This window comes from Cupriavidus sp. L7L, assembly GCF_004353535.1.
Lineage (GTDB): Bacteria > Pseudomonadota > Gammaproteobacteria > Burkholderiales > Burkholderiaceae > Cupriavidus > Cupriavidus oxalaticus_A.
Map to the genome: position 1 here is coordinate 32,774 of NZ_SMNY01000057.1, position 19,224 is coordinate 51,997.

Below are 19,224 nucleotides of genomic sequence, written 5' to 3' on the forward strand. Positions count from 1 at the left end.
GTGCCAGCTGCAAATGCCTCACGCGGTGTCCGGCGCGCCCACCAGCGCCATCAGTGGCGCCATGCACGGGCTGGCCGCCGCCAGCGCGCGCTGTTCGTCGAGGATGTCCTGCAGGATGGCATGCGTCGTATCCGGGTTGGCCAGCACCACGCGGAACACGGCAATCGGGCGGCCACCCCACTGTGTCGACGTCAACTGCGTGCGCGATACGAACGAGCGGCCGGCATCGCGCTGCATTTCCTGGATGCTGATGGTCAGCGCATCCAGCGCGTCCAGGATCTTCTCGCGCCGGTCGGCCGAAGCCGTTGCCAGCGCGGCACGCACGGTCTCGGGCACATGGCGATAGGTCAGGATGCAAAGCTGCGGGTGGCTGTCGAGCTCGAAATCCGGCTGCTGCGCAATCAGGGATGCAAAGTAGCGGGCGTGATCGATGCTACGATCGATCAGCTGCGCCAACCCTTTGCGACCGAGCAGATGCAGGTTCGCATAGAGCATGACCGCCGCCGCGCCGCGCGATCCTTCGAGCGTATGGCGCCCCAGGTCCACCGAGCCCTTGCGCACGATGTAATTCGCTTGCTGGATGATTTCCTGCGTCCACGCCGGGCTGCGAAACAGCACCATGCCGGCACCCATCGGCACGTAGAACTGCTTGTGCGCATCGATGACGACGGAATCGGCACGCTCGATGCCCGCGAAGCGCCAGCGCTCGCGCTCCGACAGCAGGGTTGCGCCGCCCCATGCCGCATCCACGTGGAAATGACAGCCGGCCTCCTGAGCAACATCCGCAATCGCGTCGAGCGGATCGACCGCGCCTGTCTCCGTCGTCCCCGCTATGCCGACGATTGCCATCGGCCGGATGTTGCGCTGCTGCAGGTCACGCATGGTGTGGCGGAGCAGGTCGATGCGCATGCGACCGTCTGCATCGACCCCGACCGGTACGAGATTGTCGCGCCCGATGCCAAGGACATCGGCTGCCTTGCCCAACGAGTAGTGCCCGCGCTCCGAGACAACGATGGCAAGCCCGTCATGGCCGTAATGGCGTAGCGCAGCCATCAGTCCGGCGCGATGGATGCCGGCGAAGCCATCACGCGCGCCCAGCAAGTTGTTGCGGCTCGCCCATAGCGCGGTGAGGTTGGCGACCGTGCCGCCGGAACAGATCGCGCCGAGCGCGTGGTCGGCATCGTGCAGCCATCTCGCATAGAACGCGCTGTCCTGGGCAAACACCAGCTTGTGCAGCATGCCGATGACCTGGCGCTCGAGCCCTGTCAGCGCGCCCGACGTCTCGAGCTTCACGACGTTCTGGTTTAGCGCTGCCACCACCTTGGCCAGCGAAGGCATGAATGACGGCAGCGATGACGTCATGTGTCCGACGAACGTTGGCGATGCCACGGGCATCACGTGCCGAAACACGTCGTTGAGCAGATGATCGGCATGCGCTTGCGGCGATGCCGGAGTCTCGGGCAGCTCAACCGACGCGAACACCGCCTCGCGTGTGGCGCACGCGCCAACCGGATCAAAGCGCTCGCCCGCAAAGAAATCCGCCGGATGCTCGGCGATCCATCGCTCGAGCGATTCGAATGCGCCCCGATCCGCGTCGAACCAGCGCAAGGGGCAGTCGTCGCCCCTGTCCGTGCTTTGTGAGCTCTCTTCGCGAGAGATGTCCGGCTTCATTTGCATTACCTAATTCAATCCCGTATCGCCATGGTTCGCCCGGGATTATGCCGGATCGGACGGATTCGGATGGCCGAGGGCCCCGACCGGCACCTTTGACGACGTCCGACGCTGCCCGTGGGCGACCTTCATATGCCGCCCAGGAAAATAAACTCTGTCCCTGGACGCTCCGTGTCGGCGGTCTGAAAGTCCCGGTTCCCCAAAAGCAAAATCCCCACACTCTGGAGAAGTGTGGGGATTGGAGCGGGACCGGATTTGGGGAGGTGTCCCCCGATCGGGAAACAGCCCTTAGAGCGGGGCGCGGTCGGACGCAATGTAGTACCTGGCGCCGTCCGTATAAGTGTCGAATTTGCCGCTTTTTGCGCCGTCAGTATAAACATCGTACTTTCCAGCCCGCGCGCCGTCAGTGTAAGTATCGAATTTACCACTCTTAGCAAACACGGGGGCCGCCGCGAACGTGGCAGCGAGCGCGGCGACAGCGAGTAGGGCACGGAGATTGGTATGCATGGCTCACCTCTTTCTTCAAACTGGTGAATGCCATTCCGTTTGGTTCAGTGCTTGTTGCACCGCGGCATTCAATGGGTGCGATATTAGGGATTTCCCTTGGAGCGGTAAACCCTTACCCGAACAATGATCGGTTTCAAAAACCACAATAATCTGTTCGGGCCTGGTCAAGGGACTGAGCGCCAGCATGCGGGTCGTCGCGTTGCTGCCCGCGTTGCTGCCCGCGTTGCTGCCCGCGTTGCTGCCCGCGTTGCTGCCCGAGTTGCTGCATTGACGGGCTATGCACCGGTAGCGCGAGGCGAGCAGCAATGCCTGCTCCCGTCCATTCGACAATAGCCAGGAGCGCCCGCCACGGGTGACTCAGCAGCAACTCCACCTGCTCGCTGCGGCTTTCCCCAGTCAGGCACCACGTACAAAAGTGCTCGCAGTTATTAGTAAGAAGGCGGTAATCGTCTTCTCCTAGCCGCGCCCTTGCGCGCCGTACGATCTCTGATCCGGGGTATCTGGCTTGCGCGGCCCGCGCGAGGCGGAAGCCGTAGCCGTCGGCAAAGTCGGCGAGAGAAGTCCTTTCGACCGGCCCGCAACGCAGGAAGCCTTTGAAGCCGGCATAGTGCAGGACTTCGCCGTTGCCGGCATAAATACCATGGTGAATATAGCCCCGCCGGTCCGTTTTCAGATGCGCGCCAAGAGGAATGTCCGCGGCGATTGCTGCAAGGCGCTGTGCATGTCCGATGTGGTGGTCGTCGCTCATCGCTTTCCCCTTGTTGATTCGTGGCGCTGCTCGCTCCTAATTTGGGGCGCCGGTTTCTGGCCGGGCGCCAGCACTCCTGTGTCCCGCTTATGCCTGTCTTATGCCTGAAGTATTGTTGTCGGCCGCCGATGCCGAAATCATCACAGTGCCGAAAATGCTGTCGGCTTTTTGCCAGGCCGCTTGTACGTGCTTTGAGACGGCCTTTGTCCGTCATGCGCCCGCGGCCTGTCAGCGAAATCCGACATGAACGCGGCAGTTATGCCCGGTATTCCCCGGCTTGGTTGAGATGAAGCGAAGCTGTGCGAAAAGGTAAGCACGGCGTGCGCTCGGCCAGGCAAGCCATAGCGATCGGCTTGTCGGAGGCGCGCTGCGCTGGAGTCGATGTTCCGCCGAAGAAGGGCGCCACCAAGGCCGAAACGAAGTCAGCCGCCGCTAAGGCTGCACCGCGACGTGCGAGTTCAGAAAGCACTGCCAAGCGCTCCCAGGCCGCGCTCAAGGCACTCAAGCGCGAGAGCACAGCCGGCGCTTCTCCTAAGGCGCTGTCCGCGCAGGCCAAGGGCGCGGCAAGCAAGCGCACGGCGGCCGAGCGCTCGGCTGCAGCCAGGAAGGCTGCCAGCACGAAGGGTGCTGCCGGTCGCTCCGAAGCGGCCCGAAAGGCTGCTCGTACGCGCGCCGCAAAAAAGACCTCAGCTCGCTAGTCGCTAGTATTTGCATACGCTTGGGTGTACCGCCCTCAACCGTGAAAGTCTGGACGCGGGTAGCGCTGCGGCGGTTATCGGCTCCCCCCTTCATTCAAGCTCGTCGTGGTCTGCCGGCAGCGTCCGGCCGCGCCGGGGCATTTCGGAGTCGAGCACCAGGCGGCCATGTACCCGTCCGTTCATGCGCGTGACGTAATGCGTGCACTCTTCCATATGGGCTGACATTAACGTGCGTACCGTCTCGGCGTCGCGCTCGCGTGCCGCCTCGACAATGCGCTTGTGGAACTTGACGTTGGCAGCGCCGAATTTCTCATGCTCGCAGGCAGGGGTGTCGTTGCCGAACACCACCAGCTGACGGATCATCTCGTTGATCAACTCGCAGGAAAACCGCAGCATCGGGTTGGGATTGGCCGCGGCAAGGATGTCGTGGAAGGTCAGGTCTTCCTGGCGCTGGTCCAGCAGCGGAGTCGCGGCCGCGGCCGATGCCGGGTCGCACAGGTCGATGGTGCGTTCCAGCGCCTTGAAATCGTCCTCTGTGAGGTGTGGCACCGCGCCGGCGGCAAGCTCCGGCTCCAGCAGTCGGCGCACGGTATAGATGTCGGCAATGCCGACGTCCTTGAAGAACAGGTAGTTCTGCATGAGCTGGAAGGTGCGGTCCAGCGGGACTTCCACGATCGTGCCCCCGCCCGTCGGCCCAGTGCTAACCCGAATCAGGCCCTGCACTTCCAGCGACTTGAGCGCCTCGCGGATCGTGCTCTTGCTGACAGAGAACATCTGCTGCAGCTTGACCTCATGCGGCAGCTTGTCGCCAGGGCGCAGGTTGCGCTGGGTAATCAGCCGCTTGAGTTCTTCTGCCACCAGGTCCGCGCGCTTTTGCTTGCGGATCTCGATGGCGCCAGTCTTGCCCTCCCGAAACATCGCCATTGCTCTTTCCTTGTCATGCGCCCAAGCCATCGAGGCTTGGGCGTTTGCATTCTAGCCAAGCGGGGCAGCGCCATGTGCGCGCAGCTGGCTTGCCCCCTCTCAGTGCATGCTGCCCGGTTGGCAAACATGGCTAGACCGCTCTCTCACCTTTTTGTCCCGCCAACGAGGCAATAGGGGGGGTCGCATGTGTCCTTCGCAGTGGGTGTGTAAACCCTGACCTTTCCATTATTGACAACGGTTCCGGCCGACTCCTAAGATGATTCTATTCTATTTATACGTATAAATAGAATAAACAGGTTCGATTCTTGCTCGGCCATGTCGGCGCCGGGCGAAGTCACCAGCATGTCGGGGAGACGGTGCAGCGCCACATGGTGTTGTCCAGACTTTCGCCCCGTGCAGCCCAATCCCCACATACCGAGGAGTGAGCCTTGAATCGTCGTGACCTGCTAAAACTGGCGGCTGTGTCTGCTGTCCCCACATCCCTGATCCATGCCCGTAGCGTCTTTGCCGCGGGCGAGGCCCTGGAATTCGGCTGCCCGGTGCCCATGTCGGGCGCCTTCGCCGCCAATGGAAAATTTGCCGACCTGGGCATGCGGCTCGCCCTTGACCAGTACGGCCAGGTGCTGGGCAGGCCGCTGCGCTACAGCGTGCTCGATACCGAAGGCAAGCCCGCCACCGCGGTGCGCAAGGTGCAGGAACTGGCGCAGCAGAAGGCGGCGCGCTATTTCGCGGGCGGCATCCTGTCGTCCGAATCGCTGGCCATGGGCAAGGAGGCGGAAAAATTTGGCGGCGTGTTCGTTACCACCGCGGGGGCCGACGAGATCACCGGCAAGGACTGCAACCGCGCCACCTTCCGCTGGTCGGTGCCGACCTTCGGCGCGATCGAGCGCACCGTGCGGCCCCTGATCGAATCGATGCCCAAGGCCAAGCGCTGGTACACCATCACGCCGCAATATGTGTTTGGCGACGGGCTGCTGTCGGCAGCAAAGGCGATCTTCAAGGAGAAGGGCATCGAGCACGTGGGCAACAGCTACCACGCCCTGACCGAGAAGGAATTCAGCGGCTACCTGACCAATGCGCTGGCCGCCAAGCCAGACGTGCTGCTGATCCTGAACTTTGGCTCGCAGTCCGCCGATACGCTGCGCCAGGCCGTCAGCTTCGGCATGAAGAAGAACACCACCATCCTGCTGGCATGGGCTTCGGGGCTGGAGCAGTTCGAGTCGCTTGGCGCCGACCTGTGCGAGGGCGTTTATTTCGGAGCGCAGTACTGGCACGGCGTGGATACGCCGCTGAACCGCGAACTCGTCAAGCGCACCCACGACAAGTTCAAGGCCAATCCCAACTACAGCCTGGCAGGCTCCTACATCTGCACCAAGATCATGGTGGACGGCATGATCAAGGCCGGCAGCGCCGACCCGAAGGCCGTGGTCGCTGCGCTCGAAGGCATGAAGTACGAGGGTCTGACAGGGCCGGAGGAAATCCGCGCCGCTGACCATCAGGTCCTGAAGAACTACTACCTGCTCAAGGGCAAGGCCAAGGCGCGCATGAAGGACAAGGACGATTACGCGGAGGTCGTGAGCGTCGGCAAGGCCTTCCTGCCGGTCGACCAGACCCAGTGCAAGATGGCCTGATGCCCTGACATTGCGCGGGGCCGCCGCCCCGGCAGATAAACACTGAAGCACACCGAAGCACCATGCCGCGCAGTTCCGCGCGGCGTGGCGGCTTCCTACATCCGTACGACTCATGAACGTCTATCTGTTGCAGGTGATCAACGGCGTCGGGATAGGCATGCTCTACTTCCTGCTGGCGGTAGGACTGTCGATCGTTTTCGGCCTGTTGCGCTTCGTCAATTTCGCGCATGGCGCCTTCTATGCGCTGGGTGCCTACCTCTGCTTTCAGGCTCTGCAGATCGGGATGAACTTCTGGGTGGCGCTGGTACTCGCACCGATCGTCATCGGCGTGCTGGCCTGGTTGACCGAGAAGCTCATGCTGCGCCACGTCTATGCGCAGCCGCACGAGTTCCACATCCTGGTCACGGTTGGCCTGGCCCTGGCCATCCAGGAGCTCATCATCGTCGGCTGGGGGCCGCTCGGCGTCGACGTGCCGCCGCCGGATGCGCTGCAGGGCGTGGTGATGTGGGGCGACTTCGTCTATCCCAAGTACCGCCTGTTCGTAATCGGCTTTACCGGCCTGCTCGCCATCGGCCTGTGGTGGCTGCTGGAAGGCACGCGCCTGGGCAGCGCGGTGCGCGCGGGCAGTGAGTCCACCGAGATGGTGTCGCTGCTCGGCATCAACGTGTTCCGCCTGTTCAGCCTGATGTTCGCGCTTGGCGCCGCCACTGCGGCGATCGCCGGCGTGCTTGCCGCACCGATCCGCGGCGCCGAGCCGTTCATGGGCGTCGAGGCGCTGGGCGTGGCCTTCATCGTGGTCGTGGTAGGAGGCATGGGCAGCTTCACCGGTGCGCTGGTGGGCGGCTTGCTGGTTGGCGTAGTGCAGAGCCTGATGAGCACGCTGTGGCCGGAAGGCGCGCGGCTGATGATCTATGTCGCCATGGCCGCGGTGCTGCTGCTGCGTCCGCATGGCTTGCTGGGGAGGGGATGATGGCTACGCAGAAACAAGGGTTCTTGCGCTACCGCTTCTGGTGGCTGGCACTTGCCGTCACGCTGCTGCTGCCGCTGACCATGCGCTCCGGCACGCTTGCCACTGAAGTGCTGATTTACGCGATGGCCGCCATGGCGTGCAATCTGCTGCTCGGCTACACCGGCCTGCTGTCGTTCGGCCAGGGGATCTTCTTCGGCCTGGGCAGCTATGCCGTGGGGCTGGCGCTGACCCGCGCAAGCCTGCCGATGCCGCTGGCGCTGCTGCTGGCGATCGCGATCGGCGCGTCGGCGGCGGCGCTGGTGGGCTGGTTTGCGATCCGCCAACGCGGCACCTACTTCGTGATGCTGACGCTGGCGTTTGCGCAGATGTTCTACTTCCTGGCCTATACGGCGCCCGGCATCACCGGCGGCGACAACGGCCTGCTGGACATCCCGCGACCGCCCTTGTCCATAGCCGGTAATGCGCTGGTGCCGCTGGCATCGCCATGGCAGTTCTATGGTTTCGTCGCGGTGCTGTTCCTGGCGGTCTTCCTTGCGGTGCTGCGCGTGACCGAGTCTGTGCTGGGCCGCACGCTGCTGGCGATCCGCGACAACGAAGAGCGTGCCTTGGCTGTCGGCTACAACGTCAAGGCGTTCAAGCTGCTGGCGTTCATGGTTTCCGGCGCGGTCACCGGGCTGGCCGGCGCGCTGCACGCCATGCTCACCGGCATCGCGCCGCTGACCAATATCGACTACCACGCCAGCGAAATGATCCTGGTGATGACCGTGATCGGCGGCACCGGCAACATCTTCGCGTCAGTGCTGGGCGCCGCCTTCTATGTGCTGCTGGCCGACTGGCTGTCCACGCTGTGGCCGCGCTGGCTGATGCTGCTCGGTTTCCTGCTGATTGCTGTCAGCCTGTTCATGCAGCGCGGGCTGTGGGGGCTGGGTGCCACGGTATGGGATCGCCTGCGCGGCGTACGCCGCGCGCCCGTCACGCAGGAGGAACGCGCATGAGCATTACCACCACCCCCATCCTTGAAGCCACCGGCATCGTCAAGCAGTATGGCAAGTTCATGGCGCTGGGCGGGGTCGACCTGCGCGTGATGCCGGGCACGATCCATTCCGTGATCGGCCCCAACGGCGCCGGCAAGACCACGCTGTTCCACATGCTGACCGGCACGAAGGAAGTCAGCGCGGGCCGCATCGTCTTCGACGGCAAGGACGTCACGGCAGAAGCCGACTACCAGCGGGTCCAGCGTGGTATCGCGCGCTCGTTCCAGGTCACCAGCCTGTTCCCGAGCCTGCCGGTGCGCGAGAACCTGCGCCTCGCCGCGTTGGGCACGTCGCCGCGCAAAGCCATGAGCGGATGGCGTTTGCCGGTTGGTGAGCTTGCCTGCGGCGGGATCGTCGACCAGGTGCTCGAACGGCTGGAACTGACGCGCGTCGCCGATAGCGCAGCGGGCGTGCTGTCACACGGCCAGCAGCGGCGCCTGGAGGTCGGCATGGCGCTGGCCGCGCGTCCGCGCGCGATCTTCCTGGACGAGCCGACCTCGGGCATGGGTGTCGACGATCTCGGCGCGATGAAACGGCTGATCCGCGGGCTGGCGGCAGACCACACGGTCGTGCTGATCGAACACAACATGGACATCGTCATGGATATCTCAGACACCGTCACGGTGATGCAGCAAGGCAAGGTGCTGATGGAAGGGCCGCCCGCAGTCGTGCGCGGCGACCCGCGCGTGCGCGCCGCCTATCTCGGCAACATGATTACCGGAGGCAAGGGATGATGCTCGACGTACAAGAGATACATGGCTACTACGGCAAGAGCCATGTGCTGCAAGGCGTATCGCTGGCGGTCGGCGAAGGCGAACTGGTGACGCTGCTGGGGCGTAACGGCGCAGGCAAGTCAACCACGCTCAAGGCCATCTCCGGCATCGTCCAACCCCGGGTCGGGCGTGTCATCTTCCGCGGCCGGGACGTTGCCGGCATGGCGCCCCACCGGATTGCCGCCGAAGGCCTGTGCCTGGTGCCCGAGCACCGCGGCATCTTCAAGCTGCTGACGGTGGAAGAAAACCTCAAGCTGGCCGCGCGCAGCGGTTCGCCGTGGCAGTTGCAGGATATCTACCGCATCTTCCCGCGCCTGCGCGAGCGGCGCGGCAATGGCGGCGCGCAGCTGTCCGGCGGCGAACAGCAGATGCTCGCCATCGGGCGCGCCATGATGAACCATCCGCGCCTGCTGATGCTCGACGAGCCGGTCGAAGGGCTGGCACCGGTGATCGTGGAAGAGATCGTGGCGCAGCTCAAGGTCATCAAGGCGGCCGGTGTGCCGATCCTGCTGGTGGAGCAGAACCTCGAGGTCTGCACGCAGCTGGCCGACCGCCACGTGATCATCGAGCAGGGCAGGGTGGTCTACACCGGCAGCAATGATGCGTTCCGCGCCGATGAAGCAGTCAAGGACCGCTATCTCGGCGTCGGCCTGGCGGCCTGAAACGGGATCACGCAGGCCGCAATGCCGGCCGACCGATACAAGGAATGACATGACGACTTTGCAAGCTGCGCGCGCGGCAGCGGCGGCCGCCGGCGCGCGCGCCGACCTGCGCATCGACGGCGAGCGCCTGTGGGACACCCTGATGCGCCTGTCCACCATCGGCGCCACGCCCAAGGGCGGCGTATGCCGGCTGGCGCTGACAGACCTGGACCGCCAGGGCCGCGACTTCTTCGTCGCCGAGGCCAAGGCGGCCGGATGCACGATCCGTGTCGATGCCATCGGCAATATCTTTGCGCGGCGCGCCGGGCGCGACGATGCCTTGCCACCGGTGATGACCGGCAGCCATATCGACACCCAGCCGACCGGCGGCAAGTTCGACGGCAACTACGGTGTGTTCGCCGGCATCGAAGTGCTGCGCACGCTCGCTGACGCCGGCATCGTCACCGATGCCCCGCTCGAGGTCGCGGTCTGGACCAATGAGGAAGGCTCGCGCTTCGTCCCGGTGATGATGGGCTCGGGCGCGTTCATCGGAGAGTTTGCGCTGGCGGACGTGCTGCAGCAGCGCGACCGCGATGGCATCTGCGTCGGGCAGGCGCTGCAGGCCATCGGCTATGCCGGGCCGGAGCCGGTCGGTGCGCGTCCGGTCGGCGCGTACTTTGAAGCGCATATCGAGCAGGGGCCCGTCCTGGAGGCAAACGACACGACCATCGGCGTGGTCACCGGCGCGCTCGGCCAGCGCTGGTACGACGTAGTGCTCACCGGGATGGAAGCGCATGCGGGTCCCACGCCGATGGCGCTGCGCAAGGATGCGCTGCTGGCGGCCTCGGAGCTGGTGACTATCGTCAACCGCATCGCGCTCGACCATCCCCCGCACGGCCGCGGCACAGTCGGTTGCCTGGCCGTGCATCCCGATTCGCGCAACGTCATCCCCGGCAAGGTGACGATGACGGTGGACCTGCGCGCCGGCGACGACGCGGTGCTATCCGCGATGGACGCGGCGCTGCACGGGGAGTTTGCCGCATTGGCGGCGCGCAGCGGCATCGCCATCGATTTGCAGCAGGTGGTGTACTTTGCGCCGCAGCCGTTCGATGCGCGACTGGTGGAGGCGGTACGAGGCGGCGCGCGGCGGCTCGGCCATTCCGCCATGGAGGTGATCAGCGGCGCTGGCCATGACGCAGTCTACCTGGCCCGCGTCGCCCCGGCCGCGATGATCTTCGTGCCGTGCAAGGACGGCATCAGCCACAACGAAATCGAAGACGCGAGGCCCGAGCACCTTGAGGCCGGCTGCAACGTGCTGCTGCACGCCATGCTCGATGCCGCCACGCGGCCATGACAACCGAACGGACTGCCCCAATGAAGATCCTGATTGCCCGACTCAATCACGAGACCAATACCTTTTCACCGGTGCCAACGCCGCTAGCGTCGTTCGCGCCGGCCTATGGCGACGCCGCCTATCGCGCCGCCAAGGGTACTCGCACTGCCGCTGCGGCCTTCATCGACCTGGCCGAGGCCGCCGGCGCCGAAATCGTGGTGCCGGTGATCGCTGGGGCCAACCCGAGCGGACGCGTCGCCGCTGCCGCCTACATGCACCTGTGCGACACCATCCTCGCAGCCGCCGAGGGCTGCGATGCGGTGATGCTCGACCTGCATGGCGCAATGGTGGCCGAAAACAGCGACGACGGCGAAGGCGACCTGCTTCGGCGCCTGCGCGGCGTGCTACCGCATGCACCGATCGCGGTCGCACTCGACCTGCACGGGAACATCACGCAGACCCTTGTCGACCATGCCGACATCGCGGTCAGCTTCAAGACCTACCCGCACGTCGACATGTATGAAACTGGCGCGCATGCCGGCCGGCTGCTGCTGGACATGGTTGCCGGGCGCGTGCGCCCGGTCATGGCGTGGCGGCGCCCGCCGCTGATCACGCACACCTTGCGCAGCCGCACCGACGAAGGCGCCATGCAGCGCGCCGTGGCGCTGGCGCGCGAGGCCGAGCGGGACGGCATGCTGGCAGTGTCGGTGCTGGCCGGCTTCGGCCTGGCCGATATCGCCGCGCCATGCCTGAGCGTCATTGTGGTTGGCGACGGCGACCCTGCCAGGGCCGACAGGGTCGCCCGCCGGATCGCGGAGCAGGCGTGGGCAGAGCGCGATGCCTTTGCCTACCAGGCGGAGCCGCTTGCCAGTTCCATTGCACGCGCGGCACAGCTTGCCGACAGCGCAGACAGTGCGGACGCACGACCGGTGCTGCTGCTCGATCATGGCGACAATTGCATGTCCGGCGGCACCTGCGACAACATGGCGGTGCTGCACGAGGCACTGGCGCAAGGACTTACCGGCATTGCAGTCGGGCCCGTATGCGACCCGGAGGCGGTGGCAGCGCTGGTGGATGCCGGCGTCGGGGCCAGCATCACGCTGCCGGTCGGCGACAAGGTGCCGTTGCCCCAACTGGATGTCTATCCCCGGGCCAAGCCGCTGACCGGCAAGGTTGCGGCGATCAGCGACGGCGAGTACATCATCACCGGGCCGACCTATACCGGGCAGCGCATCCGCATGGGGCGCACCGCCTTGCTCGATATCGGCGCAGCGCAGGTGATCGTGACCGAAACCCCGCAAGAGCACTGGGACATGGGGATCTTCACCCATATCGGCATCGACCCGCATCGGGCGCGGTTCCTGCTGCTGAAGTCGCGCATGTATTGCCGTCCGGTGTTCGTCCCGATCGCCAAGGCGGTGGTCGAGTGCGACGGGGAAGGCGTCACCAGTTCGCGCTACGATCGCTTCCCGTTTCGTCAGGTCAGCAGGCCGGTCTATCCGCTCGACGACTCAGCTGCCTGGGCAGGCTAAGGCAGCGCTAGGTCAGCGCACACATTGAACTGGTTTATCGATCGAGACCGCGTCGACGTTTGCAGCCCTAATCGTGGCGCGCAACGCCGATGCGCTGGAGCAAGCCGCCAGCGACATCCGTGCGCGCCATGGCCACCGCGTGGTCGCCGTGGCTGCCGACATCACCAGGCCCGAGGGCCGCGCCGCCGCGCCGGACGCGGTGGCCGGGCTCGGCGATCTCGACATCCTGGTCAACAACGCCGGCGGCCCGCCGCCGGGCAACTTCCGCGACTGGGACCGCGACACGTGGATGGCCGCGCTCAACGCCAATATGCTGACGCCGATCGACCTGATCAAGGCCACCGTCGACGGCATGATCGCGCGCAAGTTGGGGCCGCATCATCAACATCACCAGCGGCGCGGTCAAGGCACCGATCGACGTGCTGGGCCTCTCCAACGGCGCGCGCTCCGGCCTGACGGGCTTTGTGGCGGGACTGGCGCACCACCGTCGAGCGGCGGTCGTTGTGGCTCAAGGCCGCCCCGTGACACCGACAAGGAGTCAGGCCGGAGAGCCAGACCGCCACCTGTTTCAGCGTGGCACGCCGATGCCGGCATCGGCGTGCGTGCGCTCGAGCGCGAACCGCATCGGCGTGTTGACAGGGTAGGCTACCCATGACGCCTCCGCGAGGTCGCGCAAGGTCAGCGTCTTCCTGCGGGTGAGGGGGTGCGCGCGCGCGGCCACCACCGCAAGCGGCTCGGATTCGAGCGGCACGCAGTCGTAAGCTTCCGGGCGCCGGCTGCCGCCGCGGCGGCAGATGGCGAGATCGACGCGCCCCTCGTCGATCAGTGCCAGCAGGCTGGTGCTGGTCCCCTCCACGATCCCGATCGAAAGATGCCGCTGACGATGGCGCAGGTCGGTCAGCGCACGGGTCAGCAGCGGCACCGCGCCCATGATGACGCCGACCGCAAGGTGGCGCCGTGTCCCTGCGTCAGGGCAGTGACCTCGGCGTGCAGGTGTTCCAGGTCGCTGTAGATCAGGCGCGCATAGCGCGTGACGCAGCCCCCGAGATCATTGGCGACCAGTCCTTTCGGCTGCCGTTCGAACAGCGGCATGCCGAGGATGTCCTCGATCTCGCGCAGCACCTTGGTCGCGCCGGGTTGCGAGATGGCGATTTCCTCGGCCGCCTTGTGCAGCGAGCCATGGTTCTCTAGCGCGATCAACAGCCTCAACTGCTTGAGGCGAAGACGCGATGCAATGTTGGCGAGGGAAGGGACAGCCAGCGGCTTCATGGCAACGGCAGGACCGAAAGCCGACACTATAGCTTTTTGCGGCATTGGACGGCGGTCGTCTGCACCTTCTCAGACCACCTCGGGGAGCGACGGCGCGTCAGCCCGCCTCCACCGTTGCGATCTCCGGCACCACACTGCTCGCCTGCAGCAACAACGTCTTGCGGAAGATCTCCACCAGCGGCCGCAGGTTGACCTTGTGCCACGCCGCCCACAAGGGCGTGCGGTAGCTGAACCACGACAGTTCGTGCAGCACCACGCCCTTCGGTGCCTGGTGGCGCAGGCTTTGCTGGATCGTGGTCACGCCGAGTCCCGCGGCCACGAGTCCAAGGGCCGCCAGCGGTTCGGTTGCTTCCATCGTGATCGTCGGCGTGAAGCCAGCCTTCGCGCAAGCCGCGATGAACGTGTCATGCCGCAGCGCGGTTTCCTGGTGCATGACGCCGATCCACTTCTGCGCAGCGAGGTCGTCCGGGGTGAGCTGCTCCGCCCTGGCAAGCGGGTGGCCTTCGGGCAGCGCCAGCAGCATCGGGTCATTGAGCACCTGTGCGGCCTCGAGATCCGGATCGTCGGGTGGCGGCGGCTCGCACACGAGTGCGATATCCAGGCTGCGCTGGCGCAGCCCCTCTAGCTGGGCCGCCGACTGCTGGTTGTACAGCGCGATGTGCACGGCGGGCCGGTCCTGGCGCAACTCGCGCAAGGCGTTCGGCAGGATGCCGGAGTGCATCGCGTATTCCAGGTAGCCGATGCACAGGCCGCCTTCGTCGCCGCGCCCGAGCCGCCGCGCCAGCGATTCGAGCCGGTTGGCATGCGTCAGGAAGGCGCGGGTCTCGGCCAGGAACGTGCGGCCGTCGCGCGTGAGCCGGATGCGTTGCTGGGAGCGCTCGAACAACACCAGCCCGAGCTTTTCCTCGAGCTGGGCAATCTGCCGGCTAAGTGGCGATTGGGAGATATGGAGCCGTTCGGCGGCGCGTCCGACGTGCTCGTCTTCGGCCACGGCCACGAAATAGTGAAGTTGGCGGATATCTAGCATGTCCAGTCCTGAATTTCAGACCTCTAGGGAATCAAGTCTTTCAAATTCTGTCTTGGACAGACTTAACTTGCAACCCTAGACTGCCTTCACCCCAACTTAATTTGTGGAGCAGTCATGAGCATCAAGGACAAACTGGCCGGCAACGTGCTCGGCTTTGGTACCGCCCCGCTGGGCAATATGTTCCGCGACATCCCGGAAGCGGAGGCGCAGGCCACCGTGGACGCGGCCTGGGCGCAAGGCGTGCGCTACTACGACACCGCGCCGTTCTACGGCGCGGGCCTGGCCGAAATCCGGCTGGGCGAAGCGCTGTCCCGGCACCCGCGCGACGAATACGTGCTCAGTACCAAGGTCGGCCGCCTGATCCTGGACGAAGTCGAAGACGCCAGCGCGCGGGCGCTGGGCGAGAAAAGTGGCCTGTTTGCCGCCGGCCGCCCGAACAAGCTGGTCAACGACTACTCGGCGGACGCCACGCTGCGCTCGATCGAGGACAGCCTCAAGCGGATGAAGGCCGACCGCCTCGACATCGTGTGGGTCCACGACATCGCCCAGGACTTCTACGGCGACGAGTGGCTGGCCTATTTCGAGACGGCCCGCAAGGGCGCTTTCAAGGTGCTGACCCGGCTGCGCGAAGAGGGCGTGATCAAGGCCTGGGGCCTGGGCGTGAACCGCGTCGAGCCGATCGAACTGACGCTGGACCTGACTGAAGTGCAGCCGGACGGCTTCCTGCTGGCGGGCCGCTATTCGCTGCTCGACCACGAGCGCGCGCTGCAGCGCCTGATGCCGAAGGCCGCGGAGCGCAAGACCGAGATCGTGGTCGGCGGCCCGTACAGCTCGGGCATCCTGGCCGGCGGCTCGCACTTCGAGTACCAGAAGGCGCCGCCCGAGATCATCGACAAGGTCGAGCGCATCAAGGCGATCGCGCAACGCCACGGCGTCAGCATCAAGGCCGCCGCGCTGCAGTTCGTGCTGGCCAACCCGGCGGTCGCCGCCGTGATCCCGGGGGCAAGCCGGCCCGAGCGCATCGCCGAGGACACCGCCGCGCTGAAGGCGGTCATTCCCGCCGATTTCTGGCGCGAGCTGCGCGAGCAGCACCTGGTTGCGGCAAATGCACCGCTGCCTGGCGACAGCAACTGATCCGGGACCACATTCGATTCAAGGAGTCCATCATGGCACAAGCTTCTGCAACGATCACGCTGCCGGTAGCACCGGACCGCGTCTGGCAACTGATTGGCGGCTTCGATTCGCTGCCCGACTGGCTGCCGTATATCCCCAAGAGCGAACTGAGCGAGGGCGGCCGTGTGCGCAGCCTCGTCAACCCGGACGGCGACGCCATCGTCGAACGTCTCGAGGCCTTTGACCAGGGCGCGCGCAGCTACACCTACTCGATCCTGCAGGCGCCGTTCCCGGTCACCGGCTACCGCTCCACGCTGCGCGTGGTCGGCATCGACGGGGACCAGGCATCGCGCGTCGAATGGTCTGGCCAGTTCACGCCGGCAGGCGTGAGCGATGACGACGCATCGCGGCTGTTCGAGGGCATTTATCGGGATGGCCTCAAGGCACTGGAGGCAACGCTGGCCGGGGCGGCATCATGAGAGGGCTGATGGCCTTGTCGCTGGCTTTCGCGGTCATGTTCGGCACGTCGGGGCTTGCGCAGGCGGCGGTTGGCGTGCCTGGCGAAGGGCGCCTTCTGTTCCAGTATGGCGAGTAAATCCGTGGGATGGCGCGCCGTCGCGCCACCGGCACTGCACCCCGCCAGCCGGAATCCGGCTGACGGGGTGCAGTGCCATTACGACGGCATCTTCATCAGGCCGTTATCGATGGAGAGCCGATTCGCATCGATGGCGCGAGGCTGGGCAAGGATGGGCACACCCCAGAGCGTGGTCCATGTGCACAAGGAGATCGAAGGATTCGTCCTCAACCGGCTGCAGGCTGCGCTGCTGTGGGAAGCCTGGGCACGGCAGCGCGACGGCGAGGCAAGCTGCGTGCGGCGTCCTGCGTGATTGCTGCCTGCTCTCTCACAGGACAGGGACGCTCGCACAGCACTCACGAAGCGACCAGGGCGCGCCTGTCTGCCCGGCTGAGCCACACCACCAGGAATCCCGCCGCAGCCAGCAGGCCGCCAGCGACTGGCACCGCGCGATAGCCGAGGTCCAGGCTGATGACCCCGCCACCGAGTGCGGCGCCCAGGGCATTGCCGAGATTGAACGCGCCGACGTTGATCGACGAGGCGAGTCCCGGTGCTTCCGCCGCGGCTTCCATCACTCGCATCTGCACCGGCGGGACGACGGCGAAGGTCGCGGCTCCCCAGGCCAGTAGTCCAAGGGCCGCGGTGACGTGGTGGGAGAGGGCGAAGGGCAGCATCAGCATGATGACGGCGAGCGCCGACAGGACGATCTTCGTCGCGCCATCGAGCGACCAGTCCGCGAGCCGTCCCCCTACGTGATTGCCGACCGTGAAGCCAACGCCGATCAGCACGAGCGAGAGCGTCACGAAGGTGTCGGATGCGCCGGTGAGATCGGCAAGCACCGGCGCGACATAGGTGTAGAGCGTGAACATGGCGCCCGCGCCCAGCACCGTTGTTGCCATCGCCAGCAACACCGGCGGGCGGGTGAGCACGGCCAGTTCCCGGCGCACATTGGGCGGGGTGCCGCGCTCGCCCTGCGGCAGCGCCAGCCAAAGCGCAGCAATGGCGACCAGCCCCAGCACAGCGGTGCCGGCGAACGCCAGGCGCCAGCCGACCTGCTGCCCGATCCAGGTCGCCGCGGGCACGCCACCGATGTTGGCGATGGTCAGTCCCATGAACATCGTTGCCACGGCGCTGGCCTGCTTCTCCTTCGGCACCACGCTCGCGGCCACCACGGCCCCGAGGCCGAAGAAGGCGCCATGGTTGAGGCTGGTGACCAGGCGCGACGCCAGCAGCGTGGCGTATCCCGGCGCCAGCGCCGACAGCAGGTTGCCAACGGTGAAGATGGCCATCAGCGCCATCAGTGCGGCGCGCTTGCCGAAGCGGCCGAACAGCAGGGTCATCACCGGCGCGCCGACCATCACGCCAACCGCGTACGCGGTAATCAGCATACCAGCGGTGGGGATGCTGACGTCGACGCCTTCGGCGATCACGGGGAGCAACCCCATCGGGGCGAATTCGGTGGTGCCGATGCCGAAGGCGCCGATGGCGAGCGCTAGCAGTGCGGTATTGGATTTCATCGTGGCAGATCCTGGCAGGTGCCTTACGCTGCGGCCTTGCCATCGTAGGCGGGATAGTCGGTGTAGCCTTCGGCGCCGCCGCCATAGTGGAGCGCGCGATCGGACATGGCCAGGGGCCAGTCGTTCTCGAGGCGTGCGACCAGGTCGGGGTTGGCAATGAACGGCTCGCCGAATGCCGCAATGTCGATCAGGCCATCGGCGATGAGATCCTCGGCGCGTGCGCGCGTCATGCCTCCGGCAAGGATCAGCACGCCTGTGAATCGGCTGCGGAACTTTGCAAGGAAGTCACCTGGCGTGGCCGAACTGCCGCGCGTGCTCTGATCCATCAGGTGGACGTAAGCGATATTCCGCTTAGAGAGTTCATCGGCGAGATGGAGATACGTTTCCTCGAGCTCAGGGTAGGCGGCCATGTCGCCGAGGCCGCCATAGGGCGACAAACGAATGGCCGTGCGTTGCGCACCGATTCGCGCCGCAACCGCATCGATGGCTGCCAGGGCGAAACGGGTGCGGCTTTCCACGGTGTCGCCGCGGAATTCATCGGTGCGATCGTTCACCGTCGGGTTCAGGAACTGTTCGATCAGGTAACCATTGGCGCCGTGCAACTCGATGCCGTCAAAGCCGGCCTCCATGGCATTGGCGGCGGCCTCGGCAAAATCGGCGATCACGCCATAGACCTCGCCGGTCGTCAGTGCGCGGGGCGCGGACACATCGACCGCACCCGGCATGCCGTCGGCGGTGTAACCCCAGGCCTTGGTGTTCTTCGCGGTCTGGCCGGTGGCACTGACCGGCTGTATGCCGCCGGGCTGGATCGAAACATGGCTCACACGGCCGACATGCCAGAGCTGGGTGAAGATCGTGCCGCCCTTGGCGTGGACGGCGTCAGTGACCTTGCGCCAGCCATCGACCTGTTGTGGTGTGTACAGGCCAGGGTTGAACAGGAAGCCCTGGGCGCTGGGCGATATCACCGTGCCCTCGGTCACGATCAGGCCGGCGTCGGCGCGCTGGCTGTAGTAGAGCGCGTTGAGGTCGTTGGGAACCCCGTCCGGATTGCGGGAACGGGTCAGCGGCGCCATGGCGATCCGGTTAGCGAGCTGGCGCTCGCCCATGGTAAAGGGCTTAAACAGGAGACTCATTTTGGGACCTTGATCAGGGAGGGGGGCGGCCACCGGGGGTAGTGGCGGCGCGCTCGGTAAGTTCGTCGATGGACCGCAGTTTGCGCGGTTTATATTTGTTGATTAAGCCGTGTATGGGTCAAATACTTT

18 protein-coding genes and 3 pseudogenes are annotated in these 19,224 nt (G+C 65.5%); 12 read left to right on the plus strand and 9 right to left on the minus strand.

Annotated features, from left to right (window positions below; translation table 11 throughout):
- Nucleotides 1–18: 18 nt before the first annotated feature.
- The 3 genes and pseudogenes from panP to E1J61_RS34260 all read right to left on the minus strand — a co-directional run.
- Complete coding sequence (panP, locus tag E1J61_RS34250) at nucleotides 19–1,671, minus strand: pyridoxal-dependent aspartate 1-decarboxylase PanP (protein ID WP_133098265.1); 1,653 nt, start codon at nucleotides 1,669–1,671, stop codon at nucleotides 19–21.
- Between the two features lie 288 nt (nucleotides 1,672–1,959).
- The gene (locus E1J61_RS34255; protein WP_133098266.1) at nucleotides 1,960–2,178 is read right to left on the minus strand and encodes a hypothetical protein; all 219 of its coding nucleotides are present in this window, start codon (nucleotides 2,176–2,178) and stop codon (nucleotides 1,960–1,962) included.
- Between the two features lie 325 nt (nucleotides 2,179–2,503).
- Nucleotides 2,504–2,926: pseudogene (locus E1J61_RS34260) on the minus strand (lecithin retinol acyltransferase family protein); the annotation flags it as partial.
- 293 nt (nucleotides 2,927–3,219) lie between these two features.
- On the opposite strand from E1J61_RS34260, the pseudogene E1J61_RS38525 reads away from it, so the two are divergent.
- A pseudogene (locus E1J61_RS38525) lies at nucleotides 3,220–3,624 on the plus strand (DUF6496 domain-containing protein); the annotation flags it as partial.
- Nucleotides 3,625–3,714: 90 nt separating this feature from the next.
- On the opposite strand, the gene E1J61_RS34270 reads toward E1J61_RS38525, so the two are convergent.
- On the minus strand, nucleotides 3,715–4,548 hold the full coding sequence (locus E1J61_RS34270; RefSeq protein WP_133098267.1) for a FadR/GntR family transcriptional regulator: 834 nt from the start codon (nucleotides 4,546–4,548) through the stop codon (nucleotides 3,715–3,717).
- Between the two features lie 428 nt (nucleotides 4,549–4,976).
- Here E1J61_RS34270 and E1J61_RS34275 point away from each other — a divergent pair, with 428 nt between their 5' ends.
- The 8 genes and pseudogenes from E1J61_RS34275 to E1J61_RS34310 all read left to right on the plus strand — a co-directional run.
- Complete coding sequence (locus E1J61_RS34275) at nucleotides 4,977–6,179, plus strand: ABC transporter substrate-binding protein (protein WP_133098268.1); 1,203 nt, start codon at nucleotides 4,977–4,979, stop codon at nucleotides 6,177–6,179.
- Between the two features lie 112 nt (nucleotides 6,180–6,291).
- Nucleotides 6,292–7,149, plus strand: coding sequence for a branched-chain amino acid ABC transporter permease (locus tag E1J61_RS34280; RefSeq protein ID WP_133098269.1), 858 nt, complete (start codon nucleotides 6,292–6,294; stop codon nucleotides 7,147–7,149).
- A complete protein-coding gene (locus E1J61_RS34285; RefSeq protein WP_133098294.1) occupies nucleotides 7,149–8,144 on the plus strand; it encodes a branched-chain amino acid ABC transporter permease in 996 nt (331 codons plus the stop codon). The genes E1J61_RS34280 and E1J61_RS34285 overlap by 1 nt, the downstream gene beginning before the upstream one ends.
- Complete coding sequence (locus E1J61_RS34290; RefSeq protein ID WP_133098270.1) at nucleotides 8,141–8,917, plus strand: ABC transporter ATP-binding protein; 777 nt, start codon at nucleotides 8,141–8,143, stop codon at nucleotides 8,915–8,917. The genes E1J61_RS34285 and E1J61_RS34290 overlap by 4 nt, the downstream gene beginning before the upstream one ends.
- On the plus strand, nucleotides 8,914–9,618 hold the full coding sequence (locus E1J61_RS34295) for an ABC transporter ATP-binding protein (protein WP_133098271.1): 705 nt from the start codon (nucleotides 8,914–8,916) through the stop codon (nucleotides 9,616–9,618). The genes E1J61_RS34290 and E1J61_RS34295 overlap by 4 nt, the downstream gene beginning before the upstream one ends.
- Nucleotides 9,619–9,667: 49 nt before the next feature.
- Nucleotides 9,668–10,951, plus strand: coding sequence for a Zn-dependent hydrolase (locus E1J61_RS34300; protein ID WP_133098272.1), 1,284 nt, complete (start codon nucleotides 9,668–9,670; stop codon nucleotides 10,949–10,951).
- 20 nt (nucleotides 10,952–10,971) lie between these two features.
- On the plus strand, nucleotides 10,972–12,462 hold the full coding sequence (locus E1J61_RS34305; RefSeq protein ID WP_133098273.1) for a M81 family metallopeptidase: 1,491 nt from the start codon (nucleotides 10,972–10,974) through the stop codon (nucleotides 12,460–12,462).
- A gap of 40 nt (nucleotides 12,463–12,502) precedes the next feature.
- Nucleotides 12,503–12,941: pseudogene (locus E1J61_RS34310) on the plus strand (SDR family NAD(P)-dependent oxidoreductase); the annotation flags it as partial.
- An 89-nt stretch (nucleotides 12,942–13,030) separates the two neighbouring features.
- Here E1J61_RS34310 and E1J61_RS38530 read toward each other — a convergent pair.
- From E1J61_RS38530 to E1J61_RS34320, 3 genes are all read right to left on the minus strand, one after another.
- Nucleotides 13,031–13,393, minus strand: coding sequence for a LysR substrate-binding domain-containing protein (locus E1J61_RS38530; protein ID WP_243737094.1), 363 nt, complete (start codon nucleotides 13,391–13,393; stop codon nucleotides 13,031–13,033).
- Entirely contained in the window at nucleotides 13,372–13,662 is a 291-nt protein-coding gene (locus E1J61_RS38535; RefSeq protein WP_243737095.1) for a LysR family transcriptional regulator, read from the minus strand. The genes E1J61_RS38530 and E1J61_RS38535 overlap by 22 nt, the downstream gene beginning before the upstream one ends.
- A 166-nt stretch (nucleotides 13,663–13,828) precedes the next feature.
- Nucleotides 13,829–14,758, minus strand: a complete 930-nt coding sequence (locus E1J61_RS34320; protein ID WP_133098274.1) for a LysR substrate-binding domain-containing protein — start codon at nucleotides 14,756–14,758, stop codon at nucleotides 13,829–13,831.
- A 114-nt stretch (nucleotides 14,759–14,872) separates the two neighbouring features.
- Here E1J61_RS34320 and E1J61_RS34325 point away from each other — a divergent pair, with 114 nt between their 5' ends.
- The 3 genes from E1J61_RS34325 to E1J61_RS34335 all read left to right on the plus strand — a co-directional run bounded on the left by E1J61_RS34325 (nucleotide 14,873) and on the right by E1J61_RS34335 (nucleotide 16,758).
- Nucleotides 14,873–15,892, plus strand: a complete 1,020-nt coding sequence (locus E1J61_RS34325) for an aldo/keto reductase (RefSeq protein ID WP_133098275.1) — start codon at nucleotides 14,873–14,875, stop codon at nucleotides 15,890–15,892.
- 32 nt (nucleotides 15,893–15,924) lie between these two features.
- The gene (locus E1J61_RS34330; protein WP_133098276.1) at nucleotides 15,925–16,350 is read left to right on the plus strand and encodes an SRPBCC family protein; all 426 of its coding nucleotides are present in this window, start codon (nucleotides 15,925–15,927) and stop codon (nucleotides 16,348–16,350) included.
- Nucleotides 16,351–16,617: 267 nt separating this feature from the next.
- Nucleotides 16,618–16,758 carry a hypothetical protein gene (locus tag E1J61_RS34335; protein WP_243737096.1) on the plus strand — a complete coding sequence of 47 codons (141 nt, stop codon included), beginning with the start codon at nucleotides 16,618–16,620 and terminating at the stop codon, nucleotides 16,756–16,758.
- Between the two features lie 43 nt (nucleotides 16,759–16,801).
- Here E1J61_RS34335 and E1J61_RS34340 read toward each other — a convergent pair whose 3' ends face one another.
- Complete coding sequence (locus E1J61_RS34340; protein ID WP_133098277.1) at nucleotides 16,802–17,962, minus strand: MFS transporter; 1,161 nt, start codon at nucleotides 17,960–17,962, stop codon at nucleotides 16,802–16,804.
- A 23-nt stretch (nucleotides 17,963–17,985) separates the two neighbouring features.
- The gene (locus E1J61_RS34345; RefSeq protein ID WP_133098295.1) at nucleotides 17,986–19,095 is read right to left on the minus strand and encodes an alkene reductase; all 1,110 of its coding nucleotides are present in this window, start codon (nucleotides 19,093–19,095) and stop codon (nucleotides 17,986–17,988) included.
- Nucleotides 19,096–19,224 lie beyond the last annotated feature (129 nt).

Coding starts and splice junctions, on each gene's coding strand:
- panP (WP_133098265.1), bottom strand. CDS start 1,671: ATGAAGCCGGACATCTCTCGCGAAGAGAGCTCACAAAGCACGGACAGG.
- E1J61_RS34255 (WP_133098266.1), bottom strand. CDS start 2,178: ATGCATACCAATCTCCGTGCCCTACTCGCTGTCGCCGCGCTCGCTGCC.
- E1J61_RS34270 (WP_133098267.1), bottom strand. CDS start 4,548: ATGGCGATGTTTCGGGAGGGCAAGACTGGCGCCATCGAGATCCGCAAG.
- E1J61_RS34280 (WP_133098269.1), top strand. CDS start 6,292: ATGAACGTCTATCTGTTGCAGGTGATCAACGGCGTCGGGATAGGCATG.
- E1J61_RS34285 (WP_133098294.1), top strand. CDS start 7,149: ATGGCTACGCAGAAACAAGGGTTCTTGCGCTACCGCTTCTGGTGGCTG.
- E1J61_RS34290 (WP_133098270.1), top strand. CDS start 8,141: ATGAGCATTACCACCACCCCCATCCTTGAAGCCACCGGCATCGTCAAG.
- E1J61_RS34295 (WP_133098271.1), top strand. CDS start 8,914: ATGATGCTCGACGTACAAGAGATACATGGCTACTACGGCAAGAGCCAT.
- E1J61_RS34300 (WP_133098272.1), top strand. CDS start 9,668: ATGACGACTTTGCAAGCTGCGCGCGCGGCAGCGGCGGCCGCCGGCGCG.
- E1J61_RS34305 (WP_133098273.1), top strand. CDS start 10,972: ATGAAGATCCTGATTGCCCGACTCAATCACGAGACCAATACCTTTTCA.
- E1J61_RS38530 (WP_243737094.1), bottom strand. CDS start 13,393: ATGGGCGCGGTGCCGCTGCTGACCCGTGCGCTGACCGACCTGCGCCAT.
- E1J61_RS34320 (WP_133098274.1), bottom strand. CDS start 14,758: ATGCTAGATATCCGCCAACTTCACTATTTCGTGGCCGTGGCCGAAGAC.
- E1J61_RS34325 (WP_133098275.1), top strand. CDS start 14,873: ATGAGCATCAAGGACAAACTGGCCGGCAACGTGCTCGGCTTTGGTACC.
- E1J61_RS34330 (WP_133098276.1), top strand. CDS start 15,925: ATGGCACAAGCTTCTGCAACGATCACGCTGCCGGTAGCACCGGACCGC.
- E1J61_RS34335 (WP_243737096.1), top strand. CDS start 16,618: ATGGGCACACCCCAGAGCGTGGTCCATGTGCACAAGGAGATCGAAGGA.
- E1J61_RS34340 (WP_133098277.1), bottom strand. CDS start 17,962: ATGAAATCCAATACCGCACTGCTAGCGCTCGCCATCGGCGCCTTCGGC.
- E1J61_RS34345 (WP_133098295.1), bottom strand. CDS start 19,095: ATGAGTCTCCTGTTTAAGCCCTTTACCATGGGCGAGCGCCAGCTCGCT.